Here is a 25,460-nt window from a genome sequence, read left to right as displayed (position 1 = left end):
ATATGACAAACGTAACAGTATACAGTCTATTTACAGATTTTGATATTAGTTTATTTAAAGCAGGAAAGCATTATAGATTGTATGAAAAATTTGGATCCCATTTAACAACGGTTAATGGAATTGAAGGAGTTTATTTTGCTGTTTGGGCACCAAGCGCTAAACAAGTTTCTGTAATTGGAGATTTTAATCATTGGCAAGATGGTGAGCATCCATTAAATGTTCGGTGGGATTCTTCGGGCATTTGGGAAGGATTTATTCCTTTTGTTGAAAAAGGAATGGCTTATAAATATAAAATTCACTCCAACAATAATGGATATATTTCAGAAAAAGCTGATCCTTATGCACGCAGGTTCGAGCATCCACCAAAAACGGCATCTATAGTTTGGGAAGATAATTATCAGTGGAAAGATAAAAGCTGGATGAAAACCAGAAAAAAACACAATGCACTAAATGCGCCTTACTCTGTTTATGAAGTTCATTTAGGATCTTGGAAAAGACATTTAGAAGAAGATCGTTTTTTATCTTATTTTGAGTTAGCAGATGAGTTGGTAAACTACGTAAAAGAGATGAATTTTACCCACGTTGAGTTGATGCCAATTATGGAATATCCTTATGAGCCCTCTTGGGGATATCAATTAACAGGTTATTTTGCTCCAACATCTCGTTTTGGTTATCCTGATGAATTTAAATATTTGGTTGATAAACTACATGAAAACGGCATTGGAATTATCTTAGATTGGGTGCCTTCACATTTTCCTGAAGATGCTCACGGATTAGGCTTTTTTGACGGCTCTCATTTATATGAACATCCCGATAAAAGAAAAGGATATCATCAAGATTGGAAAAGTTTAATTTTTAATTATGAACGAAACGAAGTTCGTTCGTTTTTAATAAGCAATGCAATTTTTTGGTTAGATCAATATCATGCAGATGGATTGCGTGTTGATGCAGTTGCATCAATGCTATTTTTAGATTATTCTAGAGAAGAGGGTGAGTGGGAACCTAACGAGTATGGAACCAATGAAAATTTAGCTGCAATTTCATTTTTAAAAGAATTAAACGAAGAGGTTTATAAATCTTTCCCAGATGTTCAAACCATTGCTGAAGAATCAACAGCATTTCCAATGGTTTCTAAACCTACTTTTATGGGTGGTTTAGGATTTGGAATGAAATGGATGATGGGCTGGATGCACGATACCCTTCAATATTTTTCTAAAGATCCAATTTATAGAAAATACCATCAAAATGAGATTACTTTTAGTTTGGCTTATGCTTTTACAGAAAATTTTATGTTACCATTATCTCATGATGAAGTAGTGTATGGCAAAAAATCAATTTTAAGTAGGTTACCTGGCGATGAGTGGCAACGTTTTGCAAATTTAAGGTTACTTTATGGATATATGTTTACACATCCAGGAACAAAATTGTTGTTTATGGGTGGTGAATTTGGGCAATATGAAGAATGGAATTTTCAACAAAGTTTAGATTGGAACTTATTAGGATTTGAGCCTCATAAAAAATTACAGAACTATTTTAAAGAATTAAATAAGTTTTACAAAACAACACCTGAATTATTTGAAAAATCTTTTGATAATGATGGGTTTGAATGGATTAGCTTTGATGATACTGAGAATGCCGTAATTTCTTATATAAGAAAAGGTCAAAATATTGAAAATGAGATTATTGTTGTTTGTAATTTTACCCCCATATTACATCAAAAATATAAAATTGGAGTACCAAAAAAAGGAAAATTAAAAGAAATATTTAATAGTGATGCTAAAAAATTTGGAGGTAGTGGTGTTATTAATTCTAAGCAAATTACTATAAAAAAAGAAGTTTGGAATGGAAAAAAATATGCTGCTGAAATAACACTTCCTCCTTTAGGAATTGCCATTTTCAAAATTAAATAATAACAATTTTAATTTATAAAATATAACACCTATAATTTTAACAATTCATTAAAATTATAGGTGTATTTTTAATAAAAAGAGTTCAAATAAAGTGCTAAATTTTAGTAGGTTTGCACTTTGATTTAATTATATAATCTATGATTTTAAATACAGAATTAGAATACAAAGGAAATTTATTTCCATCAAAAATAATAGCCTATAAAAAAGATGTTGATACACTTTATTTCACTAGTGAAAATAATGTTGTTTTACAATTAACAATTGAAAGAGATAGTGTACTGCGATTTAGATATACTACAACCAGTATTTTTGAAAATGATTTTTCATACGCCATCACTAAATATGCAAGTAAAGGATTTAATCATCTAGAAATTGAGGAAGATGATAAAAATTATATTATTACAACTTCCAAATTAATTTGTCATATTTCTAAGTTAGATATGAGAACTTCCATTTTTGATGTTAAAGATAAAAGTCTTATTTGTGAAGATGAGTTAGGTTTTCATTGGGAAGAGAGTTATGAATATGGAGGAGATATCGTAAAAATGTCAAAAGTAGCTCAAGATGGAGAAAGTTATTTTGGATTAGGTGATAAACCTGTGCAAAATAATTTAAAAGGTAAGCGTTTTGAAAATTGGGTAACAGATTCTTACGCATTTGGTAGAACAACAGATCCTATTTATAAAACCATACCTTTTTATACAGGTTTGCATCATAAGAAAGCTTATGGGATATTTTTTGACAATACGTTTCGTTCCTTTTTTGATTTTTGTCAAGAGCGAAGAAATATTACAAGTTTTTGGGCTCAAGGAGGTGAAATGAATTACTACTTTATTTATGGGCCAGATATGGCTGATGTAGTATCTAATTATACCGATTTAACAGGAAAGCCACATGAACTTCCCCCATTATGGGCGCTAGGATATCATCAATGTAAGTGGAGTTATTATCCTGAAGCTAAAGTAAAAGAAATTACAAGCACATTTAGAAAGCTTAAAATTCCTTGTGATGCTATTTATTTAGATATTGATTATATGGATGGTTTTAGATGCTTTACGTGGAATAAAGACTACTTTCCTGATCCAAAACGAATGGTAAAAGAGTTAGCTGATGATGGATTTAAAACCATTGCAATTATAGATCCTGGAATTAAAATAGATAATGAATATAGTGTTTTTAAAGAAGGTTTAGCAAACGATTACTTTTGTAAAAGGGCAGATGGCCCCTATATGAAAGGAAAAGTATGGCCAGGCGAGTGTTATTTTCCAGATTTTACAAACCCTGAAGTAAGAGAATGGTGGTCAAACTTATTTAAAGAATTAATTGAGGACATTGGTGTAAAAGGTGTTTGGAATGATATGAATGAACCAGCAGTGATGGATGTGCCTGGAAAAACATTTCCAGACGATGTGCGTCATAATTATGATGGAAACCATTGTAGTCATAGAAAAGCTCACAATGTATATGGAATGCAAATGGCAAGAGCTACGTACCATGGCCTAAAAAAATTCTCTTATCCAAAAAGACCTTTTGCAATTACCAGAGCTGCATATTCAGGAACTCAGCGGTATTGTTCAACTTGGACAGGTGATAATGTGGCTTCTTGGGATCATTTGTCTATAGCCAATGCTCAAGCACAACGTATGTGTATGTCTGGTTTTTCATTTGTAGGTTCAGATATTGGTGGCTTTGCAGAACAACCAAATGGAGAATTATACACTCGATGGATTCAATTAGGTATTTTTCACCCATTTTGTAGAACTCATTCTTCTGGTGATCACGGTGATCAAGAGCCTTATGCTTTTGATAATAATGTAACAAATATTGTTAGAAAATTTATTGAGCTACGTTACCAATTACTGCCGTATTTATATACAGCTTTTTGGAGGTATGCAAATGAAGGAATTCCTATTTTAAAATCATTGGTCTTATTCGATCAAGAAGATCCACATACACATTATAGAAATGATGAATTTATTTTTGGAGAAAAAATACTAGTTTGTCCAATTTTAGAACCAAATGCAAGAGGAAGAAGAATGTATTTTCCAAAAGGTGATTGGTATAATCATTGGAATAATGAACAGGTAAAAGGAGGAAAAGAAAATTGGGTGGATGCTGATATTGATAGCATGCCTATTTTTATAAAAGCAGGTGCGGTTATACCAAAATATCCAGTTCAACAATATGTGGGTGAAATTGAAATTAAAGAGCTAAAGTTAGATGTTTACTTTAAATTAGGGAAAGAAAAATCTCAAGTTTATGAAGATGCTCACGATGGATATGATTATAAAAAAGGAAGATTTAGCTTAAGAAACTTTACGCTAGTTGGTAAAAAAGATTCTTTAACAATTCAACAATTTAAGTCTGGAAAATTTACAACCTCGTACGAGACTTTTGAACTAAATTTACATGGACTACCTTTTAATATTTCAAAAGTTGTTGTGGATAATGAAGAAATTGATTTTTCCAAAATAATAACCAATACTAATAGTTTAATTATTTCAAAAGAGTTTACAGACTTATATATTTTAGGAGAATAGTAAGTAGTTTTATACAAATGTGTATATTTGATTTTTAAAATGAATAAAATAAAAAAATGAAACTTTTAGAAAATAAAACCGCGTTAATTACTGGTGCAACTAGAGGAATAGGTAAAGGTATTGCAGAAATATTTGCCAAACAAGGAGCTAATGTTGCATTTACATTTAACTCATCAGTAGAAGCTGCACAACAATTAGAAAAAGAATTAGAAAGTTATGGTGTAAAAGCAAAAGGATACCAGTCTAATGCTGCAAATTTCGATGCAGCACAAGAACTAGCTGCAGAAGTGTTAAAGGAATTTGGAACTATTGATGTTTTAATTAATAATGCAGGAATTACAAAAGATAATTTATTAATGCGTATTTCTGAAGAGGACTTTGATAAAGTAATTGAAGTAAATCTAAAATCTGTATTTAATTTAACTAAAGCTGTTATTAGACCAATGATGAAACAACGAGCGGGGTCAATAATTAATATGAGTTCAGTAGTTGGATTAAAAGGGAACGCTGGTCAAACTAACTATGCTGCCTCAAAAGCGGGTATTTTAGGGTTTTCTAAATCTGTAGCTTTAGAATTGGGTTCAAGAAATATAAGATGCAACGTAATTGCACCTGGATTTATTGAAACTGAAATGACGGCTAGTTTACCTGAAGACACTGTAAAAGAATGGAGAAATTCAATCCCACTAAAAAGAGGTGGAACTCCAGAAGATATTGCAAATGCCTGTGTGTTTTTAGCATCAGATATGAGTTCTTACATTACAGGTCAAACATTAAGTGTTGATGGTGGAATGTTAACCTAATAAATTAAATTTTGGAAACAGCAACCTTGTTATACTTGCTTTTAGCAATACTCATTGCTTTTTTGTTAGCTGTTTTTCAATATTTGTATAAAAATTCAGAAAAGAGCCAATTAAAATATTGGCTTTTTTGTTTGAGGTTTTTAAGTGTTTTTTTAATTCTTCTTCTTTTTATCAATCCATCAACTAAAAAACAAATCATTAACATTGTTAAGCCAAATTTAATTGTTGCTGTAGACAATTCATCCTCAATTAAATATGCATTACAAAATAATTATGTAAAAAAAACAGTAGAAAAGTTTAAAGAACACCCTGTGTTAAATAAAAAATTTAATTTAAATTATTATTCGTTGGGTACTAGTTTAAAACCTTTGGATTCACTTAATTTTAATGAAAAACAAACAAATCTTTCTCAACCATTAAATGAATTTTCTGAACTCTATAAAAATGAATTTTCACCTGTTGTTTTAATTACAGATGGAAATCAAACGATTGGAAATAATTTAGAATACATACACTATAAAAAGCCTGTATTTCCATTAATTGTTGGCGATACCACTGAGGTTGAAGATATTTTTATTGATAAAATAAATATTAATAAAAGTACTTATATTCACAATAAATTACCCGTTGAAATTTTTGTAAACTACAAGGGCAGTAATACAATAGCTAAAAATTTAAACATCTATTATAAAAGAAAAAAAGTATTTAGTAAAAAGTTAAAATTTTCAGAAAATCAAACAGTACAAATAGCTTCGTTCTATTTAACAGCTGAAGAAAAAGGAAATCAATATTATACTGCTAAAATTGAAGAATTAAAAGATGAATTAAACACAATTAATAACTCTAAAAGTTTTAGTATAAATGTAATTGAAGAAACTTCAAAAATAGCAATTGTAAGTTCAATTTTACATCCTGATTTAGGGATGTTTAAAAAAGCTATAGAAAGTAATAAGCAACGAGAGGTTTCTATTTTTAATAGTAAAAATTTCAAAGAAAATACTTCTAATTATCAACTGATTATACTGTATCAGCCTACAGCAGATTTTAAATCTATTTTTGATGATATTAATAAAAATAAATTAAGTTATTTCATCATATCTGGAATAAGTACAGATTGGAATTTTTTAAATACAGTACAAACAAACGTTTCTAAAAATGTGGTGTTGCAAACAGAAGATTACAGTCCAATATTTAATCATAGCTATGGAAGTTTTTTATTCCAAGATATTGGTTTTTCAAATTTGCCGCCTTTAGAAGATTTGTTTGGAAATGTTTCATTCAAAGTACCATATCACACCTTACTTTATAAGCAAATAGGAGCTATTGAAACAAAAGAACCTTTGCTAGCAACATTTGAAAATAGCCAACAAAAGATTGGACTTTTATTAGGAGAAAATTCTTGGAAATGGAGAATGAGCAGCTATTCAAACCATCAAACTTTTGAATTGTTTGATGGATTTATTGCTCATTTAATCCAATATTTATCTTCAAATAATTCAGCTAACAGATTACAAGTTGACATCAATCCAATTTATTATACAAGTGAAACTATACAAGTTACTGCCAACTATTTGGATCAAAATTTAAATGCAGACACTAGAGCCAAACTTTGGATGACAATTATGAATAAAGCGTCTAAAGTTGTAAATAAAATACCTTTTTCTAAAGCAAAATCTAATTTTTATCTAGAAATTTCTAATATACCTGCAGGTGAATATTCATACAATATTTCAATTGAAAATCAAGATGTAACAGCATCAGGAAATTTTAGTATTGTACCTTTTGAAGTAGAGCAACAATTTTCAAACTCAAATGATGTTTCGTTAAATTTTTTAGCAACTAAAACTAAGGGCTCAATTTATTTTGAAAATCAAGAAGATTTTTTAATTGAAACGTTGCTAAATGACAAGCGATTTAAAAACGTTCAAAAATCATCAGTAGTTAAAAGTTCTTTAATAAATTGGAAGTGGATTTTAGGAATTATCATACTTTTATTAAGTTTAGAATGGTTTACTAGAAAATATTATGGAAAAATATAATTAAGTTAAAAATATATAAATCAGTTGTTTATGTGTTGCTTATAAATTTTATTTATATAGTTATTATTAAATAATTTGGTATTTAAAGTTTATTTAACATTTCCTTTTTTTAAAAATTTGTATAATTGCATCGATGAATAAAATTGCAGCAGTTATATTATCTTTAACTATTTTATTTCAAAGTTTTAGCTTTGATTTAGATGATTTAAGTAAGGTTTCAACCCTTATTAATCATATTTATTGTCATATAGATAATGGAGACAGTTTTACCGATTTTATTGAAATGCATTATGGAAGTAAGTTAACTCAACATGAAAATGAACACAGAGGTCATCAAGAATTACCTTTCAAACATCAACATGTAGACACTCATTTTAATATAGTTTATATCATTTGTAATAATAATTTATCTATTCAAAATAAGGAGTTTATATTCAGCTCTAAAAATTTTGCATATAAAGAGCCTATAACAAACTTAATAGCAACTTCTATTTTTCAACCACCTAAAGTAGCCTAATTAATTTCGTTTTTTAATAACTGATAATTTATACCATAATTATCAGCAATATAAATTACTAACTAATTAATTATGTTACAAAAAATTATAAAGCTAAGTATTAGCAATAAACTTATTATTTTATTGATAACTGCCGCAATTTTTGGATTTGGGTTGTTTTCTTTAACTCAAATTCCAATAGGAGCAGTACCTGATATAACAAACAATCAAGTACAGGTTATCACCACTTCAAGAAATTTATCAACTCAAGATGTTGAGCAATTCATAACTTATCCTGTTGAATTAGAAATGGCTAATTTACCAGGCGTAATTGAAATAAGATCAGTTTCAAAATTTGGATTATCAGTAGTAACCATCGTTTTTGATGATGCTATGGGAACTTATTTACCTAGACAATTAATAGCCGAAAAAATAAAGTCTGCTTCTGAAAAAATTCCTAAAGGATTTGGAAGTCCAGAAATGGGACCAATTACCACTGGATTAGGTGAAATTTATCAATATACACTTGATACCAAACCAGGGTATAAAGATAAATATTCTGCAATGGAATTGCGTACTATTCAAGATTGGGTGGTAAAACGTCAATTATCAGGAATTCCAGGTGTAGTAGAAGTAAATACTTGGGGTGGATTTTTAAAGCAGTATGAGGTTGCTTTAAATCCTGAAAAATTAAAATCAATGAATATAACCCATTCTCAAGTGCTAGATGCAATAGAAAAAAACAATAGCGTTGCTGGAGGAGGATATATTGAAAAAACCAATGAAAGTTATTTTGTTCGTGGAGAAGGAATGATTAAATCTCTCGATGATATAAAAAATATTGTGGTTAAAAATGTAGATGGAGTTCCAATTTTAATTAAAAATATTGCCGATGTAAACTTTGGGTTTGCCAACAGGTTTGGTGCTATTACAGGTAATGGTGAAGGGGAGAAAGTTTTAGGTCAGGTAATGATGTTAAAAGATGGAGATTCTAATAAAGTAATACAAGCAGTAAAAGAACGTGTTGCTGAGATTCAAAAAACATTACCAGAAGGGGTTTTTATTAATGGTTTTCTAGAGCGTAGTGAACTGATTGGGAAAACTACTTTTACAATAGCTGAGAATTTAATTATAGGAATTATCATAGTCATTTTTGTAGTTATTTTATTACTCGGAAGTTTACGTTCTGGTTTAGTAGTTGCTTCGGTAATACCTTTATCATTACTTTTTACATTATCAATGATGTACATTTTTGGTGTAGATGCTAATTTAATGAGTTTAGGAGCTATAGATTTTGGGATTATTATTGATGGGGCTGTTATTATAGTTGAATTCATTGCTTTTAAAATTACAAGTAGTAGAAAAGAACTGATGCTACTCAATAAAAATGAACGTCAAGAAAGTATTGATAATATTACTTATGAAAGCAGTTCTAAAATGATGACCTCAGCAGTTTTTGGTCAATTAATAATTTTAATTGTATTTATTCCAATCTTATCTTTAAGTGGGGTGGAAGGTAAAATGTTTAAACCAATGGCAATGGCTTTTAGTTTTGCATTAATTGGAGCAATGTTTTTATGTTTTACTTATGTACCTGTTATTTCATCCATCTTTTTAAAGCCTGAAAAAGTTACTAAAAACAATATTTCAAAAAGATTAATGACATTTTTTTATAAAATGTATGAGCCAGTTATAAAATGGTCGTTGTTAAATAAAAAAATTGTAATTACGTTATCTTCAATTTTATTGATTGTAACTGGAGTATTATTCAATAGAATGGGAGGAGAATTTATTCCAACTTTAGATGAAGGAGATTTTGTAATACAACCAGTATTAAAAACAGGTACAACACTAACCAAAACGGTTGAAATAACCACTCAAATTGAACAAATTTTATTAGAGAATTTCCCAGAAGTAGCTCAAGTAGTTTCACGTATTGGTGCAGCCGAAGTTCCAACAGACCCAATGTCTATGGAAGAAAGTGATGTAATAATTAAATTAAAACCAAAAAGAGAATGGGTTTCTGCAGATTCAAAAGATGAATTAGCAGATATGTTTAAAGAAAAATTAGCCATAATACCAGGAATCGATTTTGAATTTACTCAACCTATAGAAATGCGTTTTAACGAGTTAATTACTGGGGTTAGAGCTGATGTAGCTGTAAAAATATTTGGAGATGATTTAACTATTTTGGCTTCAAAAGCTGATGAGATAAAAAATAAAATAGCCAATGTAGAAGGTGCTTCAGATATTATTGTTGAAAAAATTGATGGACTTCCACAAATGACCGTGACTTATAATAGAAAAAAAGTAGCTCGTTATGGACTAAATATTCAAGTTTTAAATGAAATTGTTTCTATGGCATTTGCAGGAAACTCACTGGGAAGTGTTTTTGAAGGTGAACGCAAATTTGATTTAGTGGTTCGTTTACATCCCGATTATAGAAAAAATATTGAAAATCTTAAAAATTTATATGTAGATACACCTACAGGTATCAAGGTTCCACTGCATGAGGTGGCTACTATAGAATATACCAAAGGACCAGCAAAAATTTCTAGAGACGACACTAAAAGACGTATAGTTATAGGAATTAATGTTAGAAATAGAGATATGGAGTCTGTAGTGCAAGATGTAAGAAATATTATTGAAAGTCAAGTAGAATTGCCTGTTGGATATACGGTTTCATATGGTGGGCAATTTGAAAATTTAAACAGTGCAAAAGCTCGTCTAAAATTGGCAGTCCCAATAGCATTATTTTTAATTTTTATTTTTTTACACTTTGCTTTTAATTCTATTAAAGAAGCCTTAATGATTTTTTCTGCAATTCCATTATCTGCAGTTGGAGGCGTTCTTTTCCTATGGTTAAGAGGGCTGCCTTTTAGTATATCAGCAGGTGTAGGATTTATTGCGTTATTTGGTATTGCAGTTTTAAATGGTATTGTACTTGTAGAACACTTAAAATCTTTAAAAGAACAAGGGTTTGATGATGTACATGAAAGAATTTTAAAAGGAACAAAGGAACGTTTAAGACCTGTGATTTTAACGGCAGCAGCAGCAGCATTAGGATTTTTACCAATGGCGATTTCAACCAATGCTGGAGCCGAAGTTCAAAGACCGTTAGCTACAGTTGTTATTGGTGGTTTAGTTACAGCAACAATTTTAACTATGCTGGTATTACCAGTATTGTATTCAATTTTTGACACTAAAAGTTTTAAAATGAAAAAAAGAAAAAAAGTACCTAAAACATTGTTATTGCTTTTATTACTGGTTCCTGTAGTTAGTTTTTCTCAAAAAAAATCAATTTCATTAGAGGAAGCAATACAAATAGCTATTAAAAATAATAAAGAATTAGCCATAAAATCTTTAGAAGTCACTAAAAATAATAAATTAGTTTCTTCTGCTTTTGAAATGGATAAAACTAAATTTTATTACACAAAAGATAAAACTAATTTGGGTATAGATGGAACTCCTTTTGAAACGTATGGAATTGACCAAACTATGGAATTTCCAACGGTATATTTTGCAAGAAAAAAAGCAAATAAAATTACTTCAAATTTGGCAAGTTTATCTTATGAAATGGCTAAAATTAACTTAATTAAAGATGTTTCAAAATCCTATTATAAAATTTTGTATTTAAATGAGAAATTAAGTTATGTTACTCAAATGGATAGTTTATATTTTAATTTTTCAAACGCAGCAAAACGTAAATTTGAATTAGGTGAATCTAATTATTTAGAAATGATTACAGCAAAATCTAAATATAAACAGTATGCAACAGAAGTTGACCAAGTTAAAAATGAAGTTACCATAGCATATACCTTATTAAAAGGATTGTTACAAAGTGAGGATGAAATCAAGATTTCGGTAGAACCTTTAGCAAAAATTGAAATTTCTGACCTTAACTTAGAGCATCACTTACTTCAACAGTATTATACTGAAAACAGTAAGTTTTATAGCGCTAAAAAAGAAATAGAAACTCAACAATTATTGCCTGATTTACAGTTTAATTATTTTAATAGTAAAGATGTAAAAGCTAGTACTTCTGTTAATAGTTTTCAAGCAGGAATTTCAATTCCTCTATTTTTCTTTGGAAAATCAAGTAAAATAGCAGCTTCAAAAATTGAAGAAGATATTGCTTCCGAAAAGGCTTTTGATTCCAAATTTAAATTAAATTCTAAATACATTATTTTGTTAGAAGAACTTCAAAAAAGAGAATCTCAGTTAACTTATTTTAATGAGAGTGGGAATGTAGTAGCTAATGAAATATTAAAAACAGCTACCTCAAGTTATAAAAATGGTGAAATTGATTTTTTCCAATACATTCAAAGTATAGAAACTTCAAATCAAATAACCATCAATTATTTAACCAATTTAAATGAGTACAATCAAATTGCTTTGGAAATAAATTATTTAAACTTATAAAAAAATGAAAACATTAAAACAATATATATTATTAATTATTGTAACAGTAATTGCAATGAGTTCTTGTAATTCATCACAAAAAGATGAAAAAGTTACAGTGAATGAACAAATTAATGAACCTGAATTTATAACTATTTCAGAAGCACAATTTGAATCTTCAAATATGGAGATGGGTAATCTTTCAAAACAAAATTTTTCGGAAGGTATAATTACCAATGGTTTTATTGATGTACCACCTGCTAGTAAAGCTAAAGTGAGTGCAATAATGGAAGGCTTTATTAAAAAATCTCCACTTTTAATAGGTGATAAAGTAAAAAAAGGACAATTATTATTGACTTTAGAGAATCCGGATTTTATTGAAATTCAACAAAATTATTTAGAAGTATTTGAAAAGCTGAAGTATTTAAAAAATGAATATGAGCGTCAAAAAACTTTATATGAAGAAAAAATATCTTCACAAAAAAATTACTTAAAAGCCGAGAGCGATTATAAAAGTTCAGTAGCCCATTTAAATTCTTTAGAACAAAAATTGAGAATGATGAATATTAATATTACCAATGTTAAGGCTGGAAATTTCACCTCAGAAATTTCAATTTTTGCACCTATATCAGGAAGCATTACAAAGGTGAATGCTAGTGTTGGTAAATTTATGAATGCTTCAGATGTAATTTTAGAAGTGGTAAATATAGAACATAAACATGTAGAACTAATTGTTTTTGAAAAAGACGTGTTAAAAGTTAAAGAAGGACAGCAAATTAAGTTTAAAACTCCTGAAAATTCTGAAAAAATATATAATGCTGAAGTTCATTTAATAGGCACTGCCATTGATGAAATGAAACGAACTACTAAAGTTCATGGGCATTTGGAAGATGAATCTGAACCATTTTTAGTTGGGATGTTTGTTGAAGCAGAAATAGTTACAGATTCTAAAGAAAAATTAGCATTGCCAACTAGTTCATTATTGGAAGAAGATGGTAATCATTATGTTTTAGCTCTAAATTCTCAAGATAATGGAAACTATAATTTTGAAAAGGTGAAAGTGAAAATTGGTGCTAAAAATGAAGATTGGTTTGAGATTATTGATGATGAAAAATTGATGGTTAATAAACAAATTTTGATTAAAGGAGCTTTTATTCCCTTAGAAGAAGGTGGCGGAGGGCACAGTCATTAAATAATGTTGCAAAACTAAGTTTTATGGATTCTGTTTTGTATTTTTGACAAAATAAATTAAAACAATTAAAAATGAGCAACGGACAATTACAATTACCAAAAACATTAATGCCTTTAATACTTATAGGTATTGTGGCAATCATATTTTTATCAAAATCTACAGTTACCATTGAGGCGGGAGAAGCAGGTGTTTTATGGAAACGATTTGGAGGAGGTGTAGTAACTGATGAACCACCTTTAGGAGAAGGATTTCACATTGTAGCACCTTGGAATAACGTTATCGTTTATGAAGTACGTCAGCAAGAGCTTTATGAGAAAATGAAAGTATTATCATCTAATGGTTTAGATATTTTGCTAGAAACATCAACTTGGTATTTGCCTAAAGCTAATGAGTTAGGAAAATTGCATCAAGAAATTGGAGAAAGTTATTTAGAGCGTATTATTAAGCCAGCTTTACGTTCTGCAGCTAGAAGTGTAGTTGGACGTTATACTCCAGAACAGCTTTATTCAAGTAAAAGAGATGTCATTCAAAATGAAATATTTGAAGAAACTAAGAAAATTTTAGAAGATCAGTACATTCAATTAAATGAAGTTTTAGTACGTGATGTAACATTACCACCAACAATTAAAGACGCTATTGAGCGTAAATTAAAACAAGAACAAGAATCTTTAGAATATGAATTTAGATTAGTTACTGCAGAAAAAGAAGCTGAAAAACAACGTATTGAAGCGCAAGGTAAGGCAGATGCTAACCGTATTTTAAGTGCATCTTTAACTGATAAAATTTTACAAGATAAAGGTATTGAAGCTACACTTCAATTATCAAATTCTTCTAATAGTAAAGTTATTGTTATTGGAAGTGGAAAAGATGGTTTACCAATTATTTTAGGAAATCAATAAAAAAAACTAAATAAAAAAGGCAACCAATTGGTTGCCTTTTTTATTTAGTTTTTTTCTCTAATAGTGCTTCCTTTTTTAATTGCTTTGTAATTTTCGTAACATAGCAAGACGGCTTCAATTAATTGTAAATCACTAGCTGTTCTAATAAAGTTGTCAGAATAATTACATTCATTTAATAAATCGTTTAATTCTTGAGCATCCATATTTAAATACTCCATCATTAACTCTCTATTAAATTTATCCTCTAGCATAGTACGCAACTTATCATCATCTCTTAATTTTCTTAATTTTTTCAGTTGTTTTGGCTGTTTTCCAAACATATTATATACAAAATCAATAGGTCTAAATACAGCATCTAAAGGTGAATTAAATTCTCTTCGTTGTTTTACACCAACTTCATATGTTTGGGGTAAACCGTTGATGTGAATTCGAGCATACTTATCTTTAGGAACATTTTTAGCATCAATTTCAAGAACTCCAATAAGTTTATGTGATTTTACAACAACTTCATTAATTTCTTCAGTTTTTTCGTATAATTCAATTACCAATTCATTTCCTTTTAATAAATCGTTAGTAATTTTCAATTTAATTGATTGAAACCCTAGATATGAAATATAAATGGTATCTTGAACATTAGTAGCAATTTCAAATTTACCTTGATCATTTGTTGCAGTACCTACAACTGAATTTAAATTAAAAACATGTGCTCCTGATAAAGGAGATTTATCTGAATTATTAATCACTTGTCCTCTTAAAAAAACAAGTAAGCCTTCATTATTTTTAATTGTATCATTAGATTTTGTTTCCTGAGTAAATCCTAACACAGAAAACAAAAATATAGTGAGGTATAATATTCTTTTTATCATATGCAATTATACTAATTTATATTGATACTTAAAGTTAATAAAATACAAAAGAATATGTTTATTTGGCTAATTTTATTTATAATAATTAAATTTTAAAGTTTATGTTTTAGTATAGCCTAAAAATGCATTTACATTTTGATGCATTGGGTTTCCTGAAGCTCTTCTAAATGCTACAACTTGTCCAATATGGTATCCAGTATCTGTTATTGGACCTACTAAAACATTCCAAAAAGGAAACTTTGTAAGGTTGTTATTAGTTTCTAAAATTAATTCCACATTAGTTAATTCTACATTATTTTTGGTTTTAAATATATTGCTTGAAGTTTCAATATTGTACAAAGTTTTTTCTCTTACTTGATCAAAAGTTAGTTTTTTAAAGTTAAATGGAGGGTTTATTATTTCTTGTTTTGCTACTTTAAGAATGCCTTCAGTTAAATCACATATATGAATTAAAACCTCAAATGTGCTTCTTGCTCCTTCCGATGTCTTATAATCCAAATCAATATCTTTTATTCCATCTGTAGCCCAATAATATCTATAGCCTAATCCATCTAGTAGTTTTGAAATTACATTTCCTGCACTATAGTTTTTTGGAGAATTTGGAATTTTAAAATAGGGTAGTTTATTCATAATTAATAAAAGTTTTGTGATGAATTTTATTGTAAAAATTTTTCATATACAAAAAACTTGTTTAGTTCTTCTTTATTCATATTTAAGGATTGTTTTAAGAAATTGTTTAAATTTTAGTTTAGCTTTTGTGGGTTAATTTCAAATTTAAGTCTTGGTTCGGGATTAATTATATATTGAGAATTAATAATTAATGAATTTGTGATGTTATGATTTATATTACTAAGATATTTAGGAATTGTTAAGCCACTTTCATTAAACGATATTTTTTTATTATTGAATATTGATATTTCAGTGATTAATACTACTTGATTAAATTTTTTTAAGGTATTTTTTTTTAGTATGGTTTGTATTTGAGGAAAGGTAAGTTTATTAATTGAATTATTTGAATTCCATTTTTTAAAGCTCAGCGTATTTTTACTAAGTTCAAATACTTTATGTTGTTTATGAAAATGTTTATATTGAAGTTTTTCAGCTGGAATTTTAGATTCTTTCAATCCAATGAATAATTCTATTTTTTCGGGTATAAAAATTGTATCTAATTTTGCTTGACTCATTAAATTATAAAAAATTACAACCTGTTGTTCTTTATCTAAACCATTTTGCATTGTTTCACTCACAATTATATCTGGAATACTAGTATCAACCTTATATTTCGTTGCATCTTCATTTACTAGTTGAATATTATAAGTTTCTAATCCCAATTTTTGTATTATACTACTTAATATTTTAAAACTTAAAGGGTTTATTTCTAATAAAGTGTATTTTATGTTATGACTAGAGTATCTAAGAATTATTGGAAGCATTAAACTAGCAAATGGACCTGTGCCAGCATATAGAATATGTAAACTCTTGTTTTTTTTTATTTTTTCTTGAATTGCTTCATCTATTCCTTTAATAAATTTTTTAGTTCTTACCATATCATCAATACATGAAGCTGCCCAAAATGTACCAAGTGCCTTACCGTTTTCAAGCTCTATATCTTGTCGCCCAATTTCATTGTCAATTTCAATATTACTAAGATCGTTTAATAACTTCTTGTATTTTTTTGATGCTTCAGTGAGTTTTTCAAAATTAATGGTAGCTTCAAAATACTCAGCTGTAATATTTATTAACTCTTTTTTTAGATTCATATATTATTTATTTCTTATAAATTTAATTTTTTTAAAAAGGAGCACTTTCTTTTACCTGTTTTAGTATTGTTTAAGCAACTAATTTATCAAATACAAAAATAAAATAGAAAATCTGTGAGAATTTTCAGAAGTAAGCGAGAATAAGTAATTATTTATAGCTATTTTTCGTGTTAGTTTTTATTTTAGTTCTATTGGAGTAATGTTATATCCAAGCTTCTTTAATTGGTTTATCAGTCCGCATTCATACATTAAATGGCTCAACCCAACAGCTATAAAACAATTCTTCTTTTCAAGTAATTCTTTAATTGGTTTAATCCACTTATTGTTCCTGTCAGTTAGCATAAGCGTATTACTACAAGGTACATTCAGTTGATAGCTAACTTCCATATTAGAATACCAATCAATTTCTTCGCAGTAATCAGAATCTTCGTTACTAATCTTTCGAATAATATTAGTAAGCCTTTTTTTATGTTTTTTTCGAGGCATTCCTTCAACATCTTTATTTATTAGGTCTATTTGTTCTTCAGTTGTTTCAAGTCCATAAAGTTCTATATTTTGTTCAATTGCTCTAGAGCCTATATAGTCATCTAAAGAAAGTGATGTATCGTTAGCACTTTTATTTAAACATATTTGTTGTTTGAAATATCTGTTTAGAAAAACATACATTTCAGTTGGAGTCATTTTGTTATAATCAGTAGGACTTTTATCAAAAAGGGTTTTAACGAATATCAAGTCAATTTTATTCAAATATTTATTCCACTTGGTTTTGTTTGTTCTTTGGTTAATAATATCCTCAGCCATTCTTCCTGGAATATTTAAATTTTCTTTTATCAATAAATCACAGGACTCCAATGCTTGATTAGCCCTTGTCAAAGAGTCAAAAAATGATTTTCCAAAAGCGTGATGGGTTCCGAAAAGATATGATATGTTTTTTGAATTTTGATTAGTTATTTTGAAAAGAACTGTTTTATGTTTTAGTGAATCATTACTGTTTTGGCCTATCAAATATGTTGTAGTAAATATTAAGAATAATATTGTAGTAATTTTTTTCATTGTAATTTCTTTAATGTCTATTTCTGAAATATGTCAACAGTTAAAGCTATGACTTTCAGATTGTGGAAAAAATCAGAGAATTTTCTACTGTATAAATCAAGCGGGTTAAATATAAAACAAACATTTTACAAAGTGAAATGTCATGCATAATTAGTAGGGATTAGTTTTTTATAATAAGGCCTTTTTAATTTGATATTTTATTCTTTTTCCTTGTAAATTAACCAGTTCTAGGATGATATCATCGTTTAATTTGATGTCTATATAATCACAGAAATCATTTCCGTTTTCAAAATCTAGATTATCAATTTTGATTACTTTCATATTTGGTCTAATCCCTTTAGAGTAAGCATCTGAATTTTTTATAACGGATTGAATATAAATACCTTTTTCTACTGTGTAGCTTATTGTAAACCCAGCTTTATTATTCTTATCTATTATTTTATCCGATTTTACAAGGTAAAGTTTTTTGTTATTCCAATCTATAGAAACCTTAAATCTTGATAGAAAATCATTACCAAGTGAAACTGTTTTTCCAGTTCGAATCATAACATTTTTGATATTTAAGTTATTTATTCTTAAAGAATCTGAATATGTTATCTCTCTATTAAGCTTAACAGGTTTACCTATAATTCCACTTTGACTAGTCCCTTTTTCCATAAATGTTTCACTAATTATATTCTTCTCTTTAAGTACATTAAATATTTCATCGCTCAAAGCAAAAGATCCGTTAGAACCATAATCAACTAAAATATTTTTAATATTAGTCTGTCCAAGATTAACATCTATAAAAATATTGTACTGGTAATCAGTTTTAAAAGGTAAAACAATACTCTCTTTAAGAGTATCTGTTTCTATTTTTTTAGATAAGGACAAAGAATATTTTTCTTGGTCAATTGTCCAATTACATTGTCTAATTAAATTTGAGCCAATAATGCCATCTATTCCCAAACATTTCATTATTGGATTTGCATTAAAGTCTCCAATAAATGCAGTTTGGTTCTGAAACAACACATTGCCAATGTTTATTGAATCAACTTGTACCCATTTGACTTTTTTTCTATTGTAATCACTATCTACAATATTACTTTTACTAACTACCTTGAAATTATTCTTCTTCTGAATTTCTTCTGATATACTGAAGGGAGCACCTGTATCAAATAAAAAATTGTATTTTTTTCCTTTTATAGTGATGGGTACAATGATTAGTTTTTTTCGAATTTCAATATCTACAACTTCTGTAGTATTTTTATTATTGATAACACTTCCGTATTTTATTGATTCAGTCCATTTAACAGAGCATCCTTGAGTTAATAGAACCGTAAGGCAAATAAATATTAATATGTTATAGTTATTTTTCATTATGCAATTGTTAAATATAGTTTACCTTATGTTGAGAATTTTGTTTCTAAATTAGTCTAAAAATGCTTGTTTTTTAGCTTAGTTCTTTGTTAGGCGCTGTGTTTTTTCTATAATTTTTCTTTAATCGCTTTTCTCCAAAAGTAAATTCCAAAGAAACAAGTAACGATGGCAAACATAATCCCATTTTCACCAAGCCAATATTCAGTTCCTTCAGTTTTCATTGTTAGAGGTGGTAATATTTTTTGAATATACACATTGCTTACTGCGTGAAAAACTACTGCTGGCCATATACTTTTAGATTTAAAAGTATAGTAGGTTATAATAAATGACATAGAAATAATTACTATAAAAAATGTAGTAAATTCCAATAACACATTATTGCTGTAATAAACAAGCAATGGCCAATGCCAAGAAGCCCAAATAAATCCGCTAAAAATTGATGTACTTGTATATGAAAGGACCTTTCTCAATTCATAGATAAAAAAACCTCTCCACCCAATTTCTTCTCCTAAAGTTGTTGCAGAGGCTCTTAATATTTCCACAGTACCTAATAAGATAATGGCTATTATTGTTATTTCCATTGGATTTAATGTGCCTATTCCAAACAAACCAAGTTCTTTTCCCCAGTCTGTTATTGCGTCTCCATTTGCTAAATTTCCAAATCCGAATATCCAAATTAATACATAAGTGATTACACTATATAAGGCAGGAATAAAATAAGATAATCGGATATATTTCCAATTTCCCCAATTCCAATTTAGAGATGAAATTTTTCGCCCTTTTATCTTTAAGGTAATAAATGCTGCAATTGCAGGACACCACATTATAGCTCCAACATAAATCCGTGAAGGATATAAATTTACTATAGCATAATGGAAAGGGGAAGTGAGAACAATAACGATTATAAGAAATAGAAAAATTGTATTCCAAGTCTTTCTACGCTCCGACAAATTTTCTAGCATAAGGCTTTAATTATTGGTTTGTTTATGAAAGACGATGAAGTTTAAGGTTTTGTTACATTGCGCCTAACAACTATTAAAAATAAGATATACAGAGAGAAAGCACTAGGAATCCCTTCAAAAGCTGTTTTTTGTTCCTTAAAAGTTCTCAATATATGGGAGTTACAACAGCTTTAATGCTCGTTGTAACGTCTGGTTTATACATAATATTTTAAATTATGTAGCCTTTATTCATGACGGATCAAACTTGTGGCCAAATCCTTGTTAGCGGCTGGTATTCTTTATTGTCCAAATAGCACCGTTTTTAGTCATCAGCTTTTCTAAATGTTCCTTTGTTACAAGATCATTTAATTGTTTTTCGCTTTCTGATTTTGGTGTTCCTGAAAGTTCAGAAAATTCTTTTGCCGTCAAAGAATGATACTTTGAGAATAGCGTTTCCCAATTTTTGCTGTATTCACTTTTGGTTGCTTCCGGGTAAAGTTTCAAAACAGATGTTTCATAAAAAGGATAAGGCTTTGAACCATATACAATTTCTTTATTGCCAAAATTATCTAAAAAGAAAATAGTCGGAAAACCTCTTACTCCATACGATTTTGCCAACTTCAAATCTTCTTCAAAAAGTGTTTTTGCTTTGCCGTCAAAATCAGTTTTTAATTGCTTTACATTTAAACCGACTTTTTTAGCAGCTGTTTCTAAATGTTCCCACTTTGTAATGTTCTTTTTTTTAAGAAAAACCATTTCACGGATTTCTCTTAAAAACGAAATGGCTTTTTCTTCGCTCTGTATTTGTGCGGCTTTGAAAGCTATTGAAGGCGGATAAGATGACGATAAAGGGTCTTCTAACCAAACGTCCCCATCAATAGGCATATCGTAATAAACGCTTACTTCGTCCCAATGGTGTGCCACATCAGACGGCTTGCTTATGCCACCGCTGTTATAACTCCAATCGGGCAACAAGCCACCCATACGGTACTCTATTTCTATGCTGTTGCCGTATTCCAATTTCAGTTTTCTTAATTGCGGTTCAATACCCCAACATGAAGAACAAATCGGATCTGTGAAATAAACAACTTTAACAGATTTTTTTATGTTTTGAACAGCGATTTCTGTTTTTGTTGTGTTATCTAATATTTCGCAAATTCCATCAACAGGGTTACACATTAGGGGATTGTTTTTTGATGTTTCGTTAGCCATTATTTTTAGTATTATTTGTTTGTCCTTGACAACTGATTAATGTGGTTATTAAAAAAAGCGTTATCACTGTTTTGTATTTCGTCATTGTTTAACATTATTGTTATATCTTTGTGGTGCAAAGTTAAATTGTTTAAAAAATTCTTGCAATAAGTCAGAATTATATGACTACTAAAAATTTGAGAGATGGTAAGGAAACCTGTCCTGCACAAGGGCTTTTAAAGTTACTTTCAGGTAAATGGAAACCTGAAATTTTCCGATTGGCCGTTGAAGCACCTTTGCGGTTTAGTAGCCTGTTACGTCAAATTCAAGGCTCAAACAAACAAACATTGTCCGTTGCTTTACGTGAATTAGAAGATGTTGGCTTGTTGGAAAAAGTTGTCATAAAGCAAAAACCTTTACACATAGAATACAATCTTACCGAAAAGGGGAAGTCGTTAATTCCTGTCTTAAAACAGTTGGAAGGGTTATCGTAGGATGTTGTTATACTTGCGGCTAATGGTCTCATATAACTGTCAGTTACGAGTTAATATGCGTTAATTTTCGGTTAAGCACAGGTGTTAGCAATTCCGAGTAGATTCGGAAGAAATCGAATCCGTCGTAATTGAGGTTGTACATCTTAAGTTAGCAATTTATTAAATTTAATTATTAATCAGGAAAAATAAGAGAGAAGAAGAATTAGGATTAGTAAAATTGGGAATAAAAAAAACTATTATTTTTATGCAGTTTTACTGCTAGTAAATACTACAAAGGTTGTAAAGAACTTTATAAAAGAATTGTAGCTAAAGGAAAGCGGTTTGTAATAAACTACTAAAACAAGCTTTTACAATTGTTAAATCTGGTTTACCTTATGGTGAAAATTTTGTTTCTAAATTAGTCTAAAAATGCTTGTTTTTTAGCTCAGTTCTTTGTTGGCATTAGTTTTTATTACTAGTGTGTCTGATAGTCGATCATGAAGTCCTTTTTTTGAAAATAAATAATAAAAAATATCTATTGGGATTAATCTTGATATTGTTCTTTTAAAAATTCTTAAGAAAGTTATCTCACCTCCATTTACGTTAGCAACTTGAGTTCTCGTTAAAAATTTTCCTAACGTTCTATGAAAATAAAATTCCAATACAGAATAGTAGGTCAAATAAAGGATTAGTCCTAAAGAAATACTGTATATATAATTGATCAAATATGAACTAAATCTGACAAAATAAAGGTCTAAAATATAAGCGACCAAAAAGTAAAGAGTTAACCAAACAACTGTATCAATAATAAAATTAATTAGACGAAGAATTGAATGTACTGAATAACTAGAAAAATCTTTATTATTCAATGCTTTATTTTTGTGTTTCTTCATTTTTACAGTAATTGTTTTTTTTGGACTTTATCCTAAAAGTCTACTTTGTTAAGTCAGAACGATTATATATTTATAATACTAGTTTCATCTTAATGCCTCGTCCTGAAATATGGCTACAGGTTAAAATTGATTTTACGCTGTTAATTTGTATACCATATACGTTGTTTTATAGTTTAAAGATACGTGTAATCTTATTTGGTTGTATAAATTAATTACACTTTTTGTAGCTTTTTTAGCGTGAGCCACAGTATCAAAGGTTTGATCAAGATAAAACTCGTCTTTCAAGACTCTGTTTACACGCTCTGCAATGGCATTTTCGTAACAATGATTTTCTTCTGTCATACTAATTTTGATGTTGTTTCTCTTTAAAAAACGTTTTCAATTTATCAAAAGGAATAACAGCAATTTTGTTGTACAAGTCCGTATGTACGCCATTTGGAGTAATCTTCAGTGCTTTTGGCTCGGAAACATTTTTATAGGCATCTTCACTGAAATAACGTGAAAGAGTATTTTTCATTAAGCAAGATTGCCAGTGCGAAAACATTGATTCTTTGCTTATAAGTTGTTACAAGAAACTGCTAGGCAGTACCCCAATCGGTTTATTTAAAGGCAATATAGATTTAAATCTTAGACTTTTCAAGGTGAGCTGTATGATGTGAGAGCATCAAACACGGTTAATTAAATAGTTTAGGGGGAAACTCCCCCTTTACCTACTCAACATTTTTCTGTTTTTATACAGATTCGATTTTTATAGAAGTCATTGTTAACGAGCCTCCGACTGCTTTGTCGTTAAATAATGTTATTTTCTCATTTTCTTCTTTTAATGCCAATGTATAAAGTAAAGGCAGATAATGTTCAGGAGTCGGAATGGCCAAATCAAAGGCTTTTCCTTGTGATTTAAAGTCGATTAAAGGTTGAAAATCCCCACTTAAAATATGACTCTTCATTTTTTCGTTGGCTTCGGTAGCCCAATCAAAAGCAAATTCTTCGTTTAATTTTTTCCAAGCCACCATTCGTAGGTTATGCACCATATTACCACTTCCAATAATTAAAACACCTTTATGGCGAAGGCTGTTTAGCTCTTGAGCCAATTCGTAATGATACCTTGCCGGTTTCGAATAATCAATACTCATTTGTATGACCGGAATATCGGCATTTGGATATAAATGTTTGATTACGCTCCACGCTCCGTGGTCAAGTCCCCATTTATCATCTAATCCAACTTCTGTTTTAGTAATAATACTTTTGGTTTCTTCCGCCAATTCTGGGCTTCCTTTTGCTAGATATTGAACGTCAAACAATGCTTGTGGAAAACCACCAAAATCGTGAATGGTTGGCGGATTTTGCATTGCTGTAACAAAGGTACCTTTAGTTTCCCAATGTGCAGAAATACAAAGAATCGCATTTGGTCTTATAATTTCTTGACCTAATTTTCTGAATGCCGAAACAAATTCGTTTTCTTCAATGGCATTCATAGGGCTGCCGTGACCTAAGAATAGCACAGGCATTTTGCCTGTGTTACTCATTGTTGAAGTCATCTTGTTTAAATCTTTTAAAGTCATACTGTAAGGTATTAAAGGCAATAAAGCCATTGATTTTAAAAATTGTTTTCTATTCATTTTATGTAACATTATATAACACAAAGTTGTTTAAGCTATCTTTTTACTCAACCAATTATCAATTGAGTATTTTCCTGCTCCAACAATTGTAAGCACTACATAAATTAAAAGATAAAGTAATGCCATTTCTTTAACTGCAAAATCATCATTTGAGTGAACAATAAATGCAGCAATAAACATTGTTATACTTAAAGATATGGCTGAAAACCGTGTTGCTACTCCAAAAATCAAAAAGATTGAACAGATTACTTCGGCAAAAACTGCAAGAGCCAAAGATGCAGTTAATCCAATTCCTAAAGGGTCTAAAAATTGAATTGGGTCATTGCCAAAAAGCATTGTTAGTTTACCTAATCCGTGAGTCAACATCATTCCTCCAATTACAACTCGTAGTATCAATAATGCAATGGATATGTTATTCTGCGTTGTGTTAGAACTAAAACTTTTTTTAATTAACTGTTTCATTTTTTTATTGTTTTACAAATTGAACTTCTGCATTAATTTTTATTTCATTTCCAACCATAACGCCTCCTGCTTCCAAGGCGGCATTCCAATTGAGTCCAAAGTCTTTTCGGTTCAGTTTACCATTTATGGAAAAACCTGCTTTTTCGTTTCCGTAAGGGTCTTTCATATAACCTCCAAACTCGGTATCTAATGTGATTTCTTTTGTAGTACCTTTAATTGTAAGGTCGCCTACTAATTTGAATTCATCATCATCTACTTTTTTAATGGATTTGCTCACAAATGTAATTTCCGGATAACTTTCTATTTCAAAGAAGTCAGCGCTTTTTAGGTGTGTGTCTCGATCATCATTATTCGTTGATATAGAGCTTGCATCTATGCTTGCCGATATTTTTGATTTTGTAAAATCTTCGCCATCTATGGTTCCTTCAAAGGTTTTAAATTCTCCTTTTACATTAGAAATCATCAGGTGTTTTACTTTAAATGTAATTTCGCTGTGTGTTGGGTCTATTGCCCATTTTGTTGTTTTCATTTTCTTATATTTTTTTAACGTTATTGGATAATTT

Annotated in this window: 22 protein-coding genes and 1 pseudogene; 10 read left to right on the top strand and 13 right to left on the bottom strand. The window is 29.3% G+C overall.

Going from position 1 to position 25,460, the window contains the following annotated elements; genetic code table 11:
• The first annotated feature begins 2 nt into the window (after nucleotides 1–2).
• From glgB to ACFQZW_RS09495, 8 genes are all read left to right on the top strand, one after another.
• On the top strand, nucleotides 3–1,910 hold the full coding sequence (gene glgB / locus ACFQZW_RS09530) for a 1,4-alpha-glucan branching protein GlgB (protein ID WP_372801751.1): 1,908 nt from the start codon (nucleotides 3–5) through the stop codon (nucleotides 1,908–1,910).
• 137 nt (nucleotides 1,911–2,047) lie between these two features.
• The gene (locus tag ACFQZW_RS09525) at nucleotides 2,048–4,450 is read left to right on the top strand and encodes a glycoside hydrolase family 31 protein (protein WP_298262988.1); all 2,403 of its coding nucleotides are present in this window, start codon (nucleotides 2,048–2,050) and stop codon (nucleotides 4,448–4,450) included.
• A gap of 56 nt (nucleotides 4,451–4,506) precedes the next feature.
• On the top strand, nucleotides 4,507–5,253 hold the full coding sequence (gene fabG, locus ACFQZW_RS09520; protein ID WP_298262987.1) for a 3-oxoacyl-[acyl-carrier-protein] reductase: 747 nt from the start codon (nucleotides 4,507–4,509) through the stop codon (nucleotides 5,251–5,253).
• 11 nt (nucleotides 5,254–5,264) lie between these two features.
• On the top strand, nucleotides 5,265–7,292 hold the full coding sequence (locus tag ACFQZW_RS09515; RefSeq protein ID WP_386782640.1) for a VWA domain-containing protein: 2,028 nt from the start codon (nucleotides 5,265–5,267) through the stop codon (nucleotides 7,290–7,292).
• Nucleotides 7,293–7,425: 133 nt separating this feature from the next.
• Nucleotides 7,426–7,809: a hypothetical protein gene (locus ACFQZW_RS09510; RefSeq protein ID WP_298262985.1), complete on the top strand. Its 384-nt coding sequence runs from the start codon at nucleotides 7,426–7,428 to the stop codon at nucleotides 7,807–7,809.
• Nucleotides 7,810–7,881: 72 nt separating this feature from the next.
• Nucleotides 7,882–12,210 carry a CusA/CzcA family heavy metal efflux RND transporter gene (locus ACFQZW_RS09505; RefSeq protein WP_298262984.1) on the top strand — a complete coding sequence of 1,443 codons (4,329 nt, stop codon included), beginning with the start codon at nucleotides 7,882–7,884 and terminating at the stop codon, nucleotides 12,208–12,210.
• 4 nt (nucleotides 12,211–12,214) lie between these two features.
• A complete protein-coding gene (locus ACFQZW_RS09500) occupies nucleotides 12,215–13,381 on the top strand; it encodes an efflux RND transporter periplasmic adaptor subunit (protein WP_372801241.1) in 1,167 nt (388 codons plus the stop codon).
• Between the two features lie 71 nt (nucleotides 13,382–13,452).
• Nucleotides 13,453–14,280: a prohibitin family protein gene (locus ACFQZW_RS09495; RefSeq protein ID WP_298262982.1), complete on the top strand. Its 828-nt coding sequence runs from the start codon at nucleotides 13,453–13,455 to the stop codon at nucleotides 14,278–14,280.
• A 44-nt stretch (nucleotides 14,281–14,324) separates the two neighbouring features.
• Here ACFQZW_RS09495 and ACFQZW_RS09490 read toward each other — a convergent pair whose 3' ends face one another.
• From ACFQZW_RS09490 to ACFQZW_RS09460, 7 genes are all read right to left on the bottom strand, one after another.
• Nucleotides 14,325–15,146: a carboxypeptidase-like regulatory domain-containing protein gene (locus ACFQZW_RS09490; RefSeq protein ID WP_298262981.1), complete on the bottom strand. Its 822-nt coding sequence runs from the start codon at nucleotides 15,144–15,146 to the stop codon at nucleotides 14,325–14,327.
• 99 nt (nucleotides 15,147–15,245) lie between these two features.
• Nucleotides 15,246–15,776: a hypothetical protein gene (locus tag ACFQZW_RS09485; RefSeq protein ID WP_298262980.1), complete on the bottom strand. Its 531-nt coding sequence runs from the start codon at nucleotides 15,774–15,776 to the stop codon at nucleotides 15,246–15,248.
• A gap of 113 nt (nucleotides 15,777–15,889) precedes the next feature.
• On the bottom strand, nucleotides 15,890–16,906 hold the full coding sequence (locus ACFQZW_RS09480; RefSeq protein ID WP_298262979.1) for a hypothetical protein: 1,017 nt from the start codon (nucleotides 16,904–16,906) through the stop codon (nucleotides 15,890–15,892).
• A gap of 177 nt (nucleotides 16,907–17,083) precedes the next feature.
• Nucleotides 17,084–17,959, bottom strand: a complete 876-nt coding sequence (locus ACFQZW_RS09475; protein ID WP_298262978.1) for a TraB/GumN family protein — start codon at nucleotides 17,957–17,959, stop codon at nucleotides 17,084–17,086.
• A gap of 168 nt (nucleotides 17,960–18,127) precedes the next feature.
• Nucleotides 18,128–19,318: an aspartyl protease family protein gene (locus ACFQZW_RS09470; protein ID WP_386782633.1), complete on the bottom strand. Its 1,191-nt coding sequence runs from the start codon at nucleotides 19,316–19,318 to the stop codon at nucleotides 18,128–18,130.
• Between the two features lie 107 nt (nucleotides 19,319–19,425).
• Nucleotides 19,426–20,280: a CPBP family intramembrane glutamic endopeptidase gene (locus tag ACFQZW_RS09465; protein ID WP_386782631.1), complete on the bottom strand. Its 855-nt coding sequence runs from the start codon at nucleotides 20,278–20,280 to the stop codon at nucleotides 19,426–19,428.
• A gap of 261 nt (nucleotides 20,281–20,541) precedes the next feature.
• Nucleotides 20,542–21,471, bottom strand: coding sequence for a ClpXP adapter SpxH family protein (locus tag ACFQZW_RS09460; RefSeq protein ID WP_372801247.1), 930 nt, complete (start codon nucleotides 21,469–21,471; stop codon nucleotides 20,542–20,544).
• A gap of 161 nt (nucleotides 21,472–21,632) precedes the next feature.
• On the opposite strand from ACFQZW_RS09460, the gene ACFQZW_RS09455 reads away from it, so the two are divergent.
• Both ACFQZW_RS09455 and ACFQZW_RS09450 read left to right on the top strand, forming a co-directional pair.
• Nucleotides 21,633–21,944 carry a winged helix-turn-helix transcriptional regulator gene (locus tag ACFQZW_RS09455; RefSeq protein WP_386782628.1) on the top strand — a complete coding sequence of 104 codons (312 nt, stop codon included), beginning with the start codon at nucleotides 21,633–21,635 and terminating at the stop codon, nucleotides 21,942–21,944.
• 192 nt (nucleotides 21,945–22,136) lie between these two features.
• Nucleotides 22,137–22,350 (top strand): annotated as a pseudogene (locus ACFQZW_RS09450) (IS110 family transposase); the annotation flags it as partial.
• Nucleotides 22,351–22,363: 13 nt separating this feature from the next.
• Here ACFQZW_RS09450 and ACFQZW_RS09445 read toward each other — a convergent pair.
• The 6 genes from ACFQZW_RS09445 to ACFQZW_RS09420 all read right to left on the bottom strand — a co-directional run bounded on the left by ACFQZW_RS09445 (nucleotide 22,364) and on the right by ACFQZW_RS09420 (nucleotide 25,426).
• The gene (locus tag ACFQZW_RS09445; protein ID WP_298262973.1) at nucleotides 22,364–22,816 is read right to left on the bottom strand and encodes an RDD family protein; all 453 of its coding nucleotides are present in this window, start codon (nucleotides 22,814–22,816) and stop codon (nucleotides 22,364–22,366) included.
• A 132-nt stretch (nucleotides 22,817–22,948) separates the two neighbouring features.
• The gene (locus tag ACFQZW_RS09440) at nucleotides 22,949–23,158 is read right to left on the bottom strand and encodes an integrase core domain-containing protein (RefSeq protein WP_386782625.1); all 210 of its coding nucleotides are present in this window, start codon (nucleotides 23,156–23,158) and stop codon (nucleotides 22,949–22,951) included.
• A gap of 1 nt (nucleotide 23,159) precedes the next feature.
• The gene (locus ACFQZW_RS09435; protein WP_386782623.1) at nucleotides 23,160–23,360 is read right to left on the bottom strand and encodes a hypothetical protein; all 201 of its coding nucleotides are present in this window, start codon (nucleotides 23,358–23,360) and stop codon (nucleotides 23,160–23,162) included.
• Nucleotides 23,361–23,547: 187 nt separating this feature from the next.
• Nucleotides 23,548–24,378 carry a 4,5-DOPA-extradiol-dioxygenase gene (ygiD, locus tag ACFQZW_RS09430; protein ID WP_449284322.1) on the bottom strand — a complete coding sequence of 277 codons (831 nt, stop codon included), beginning with the start codon at nucleotides 24,376–24,378 and terminating at the stop codon, nucleotides 23,548–23,550.
• Between the two features lie 87 nt (nucleotides 24,379–24,465).
• Complete coding sequence (locus ACFQZW_RS09425) at nucleotides 24,466–24,897, bottom strand: DoxX family protein (RefSeq protein WP_386782619.1); 432 nt, start codon at nucleotides 24,895–24,897, stop codon at nucleotides 24,466–24,468.
• A 4-nt stretch (nucleotides 24,898–24,901) separates the two neighbouring features.
• Nucleotides 24,902–25,426 carry a YceI family protein gene (locus tag ACFQZW_RS09420; RefSeq protein WP_298286194.1) on the bottom strand — a complete coding sequence of 175 codons (525 nt, stop codon included), beginning with the start codon at nucleotides 25,424–25,426 and terminating at the stop codon, nucleotides 24,902–24,904.
• Between the last annotated feature and the right edge of the window lie 34 nt (nucleotides 25,427–25,460).

Origin of the sequence: Lutibacter aestuarii, assembly GCF_042676885.1 — a bacterium.
GTDB lineage: Bacteria > Bacteroidota > Bacteroidia > Flavobacteriales > Flavobacteriaceae > Lutibacter > Lutibacter aestuarii.
Note: the sequence above shows the minus strand (reverse complement) of the source record. Positions and strands in the feature narration are given on the sequence as shown.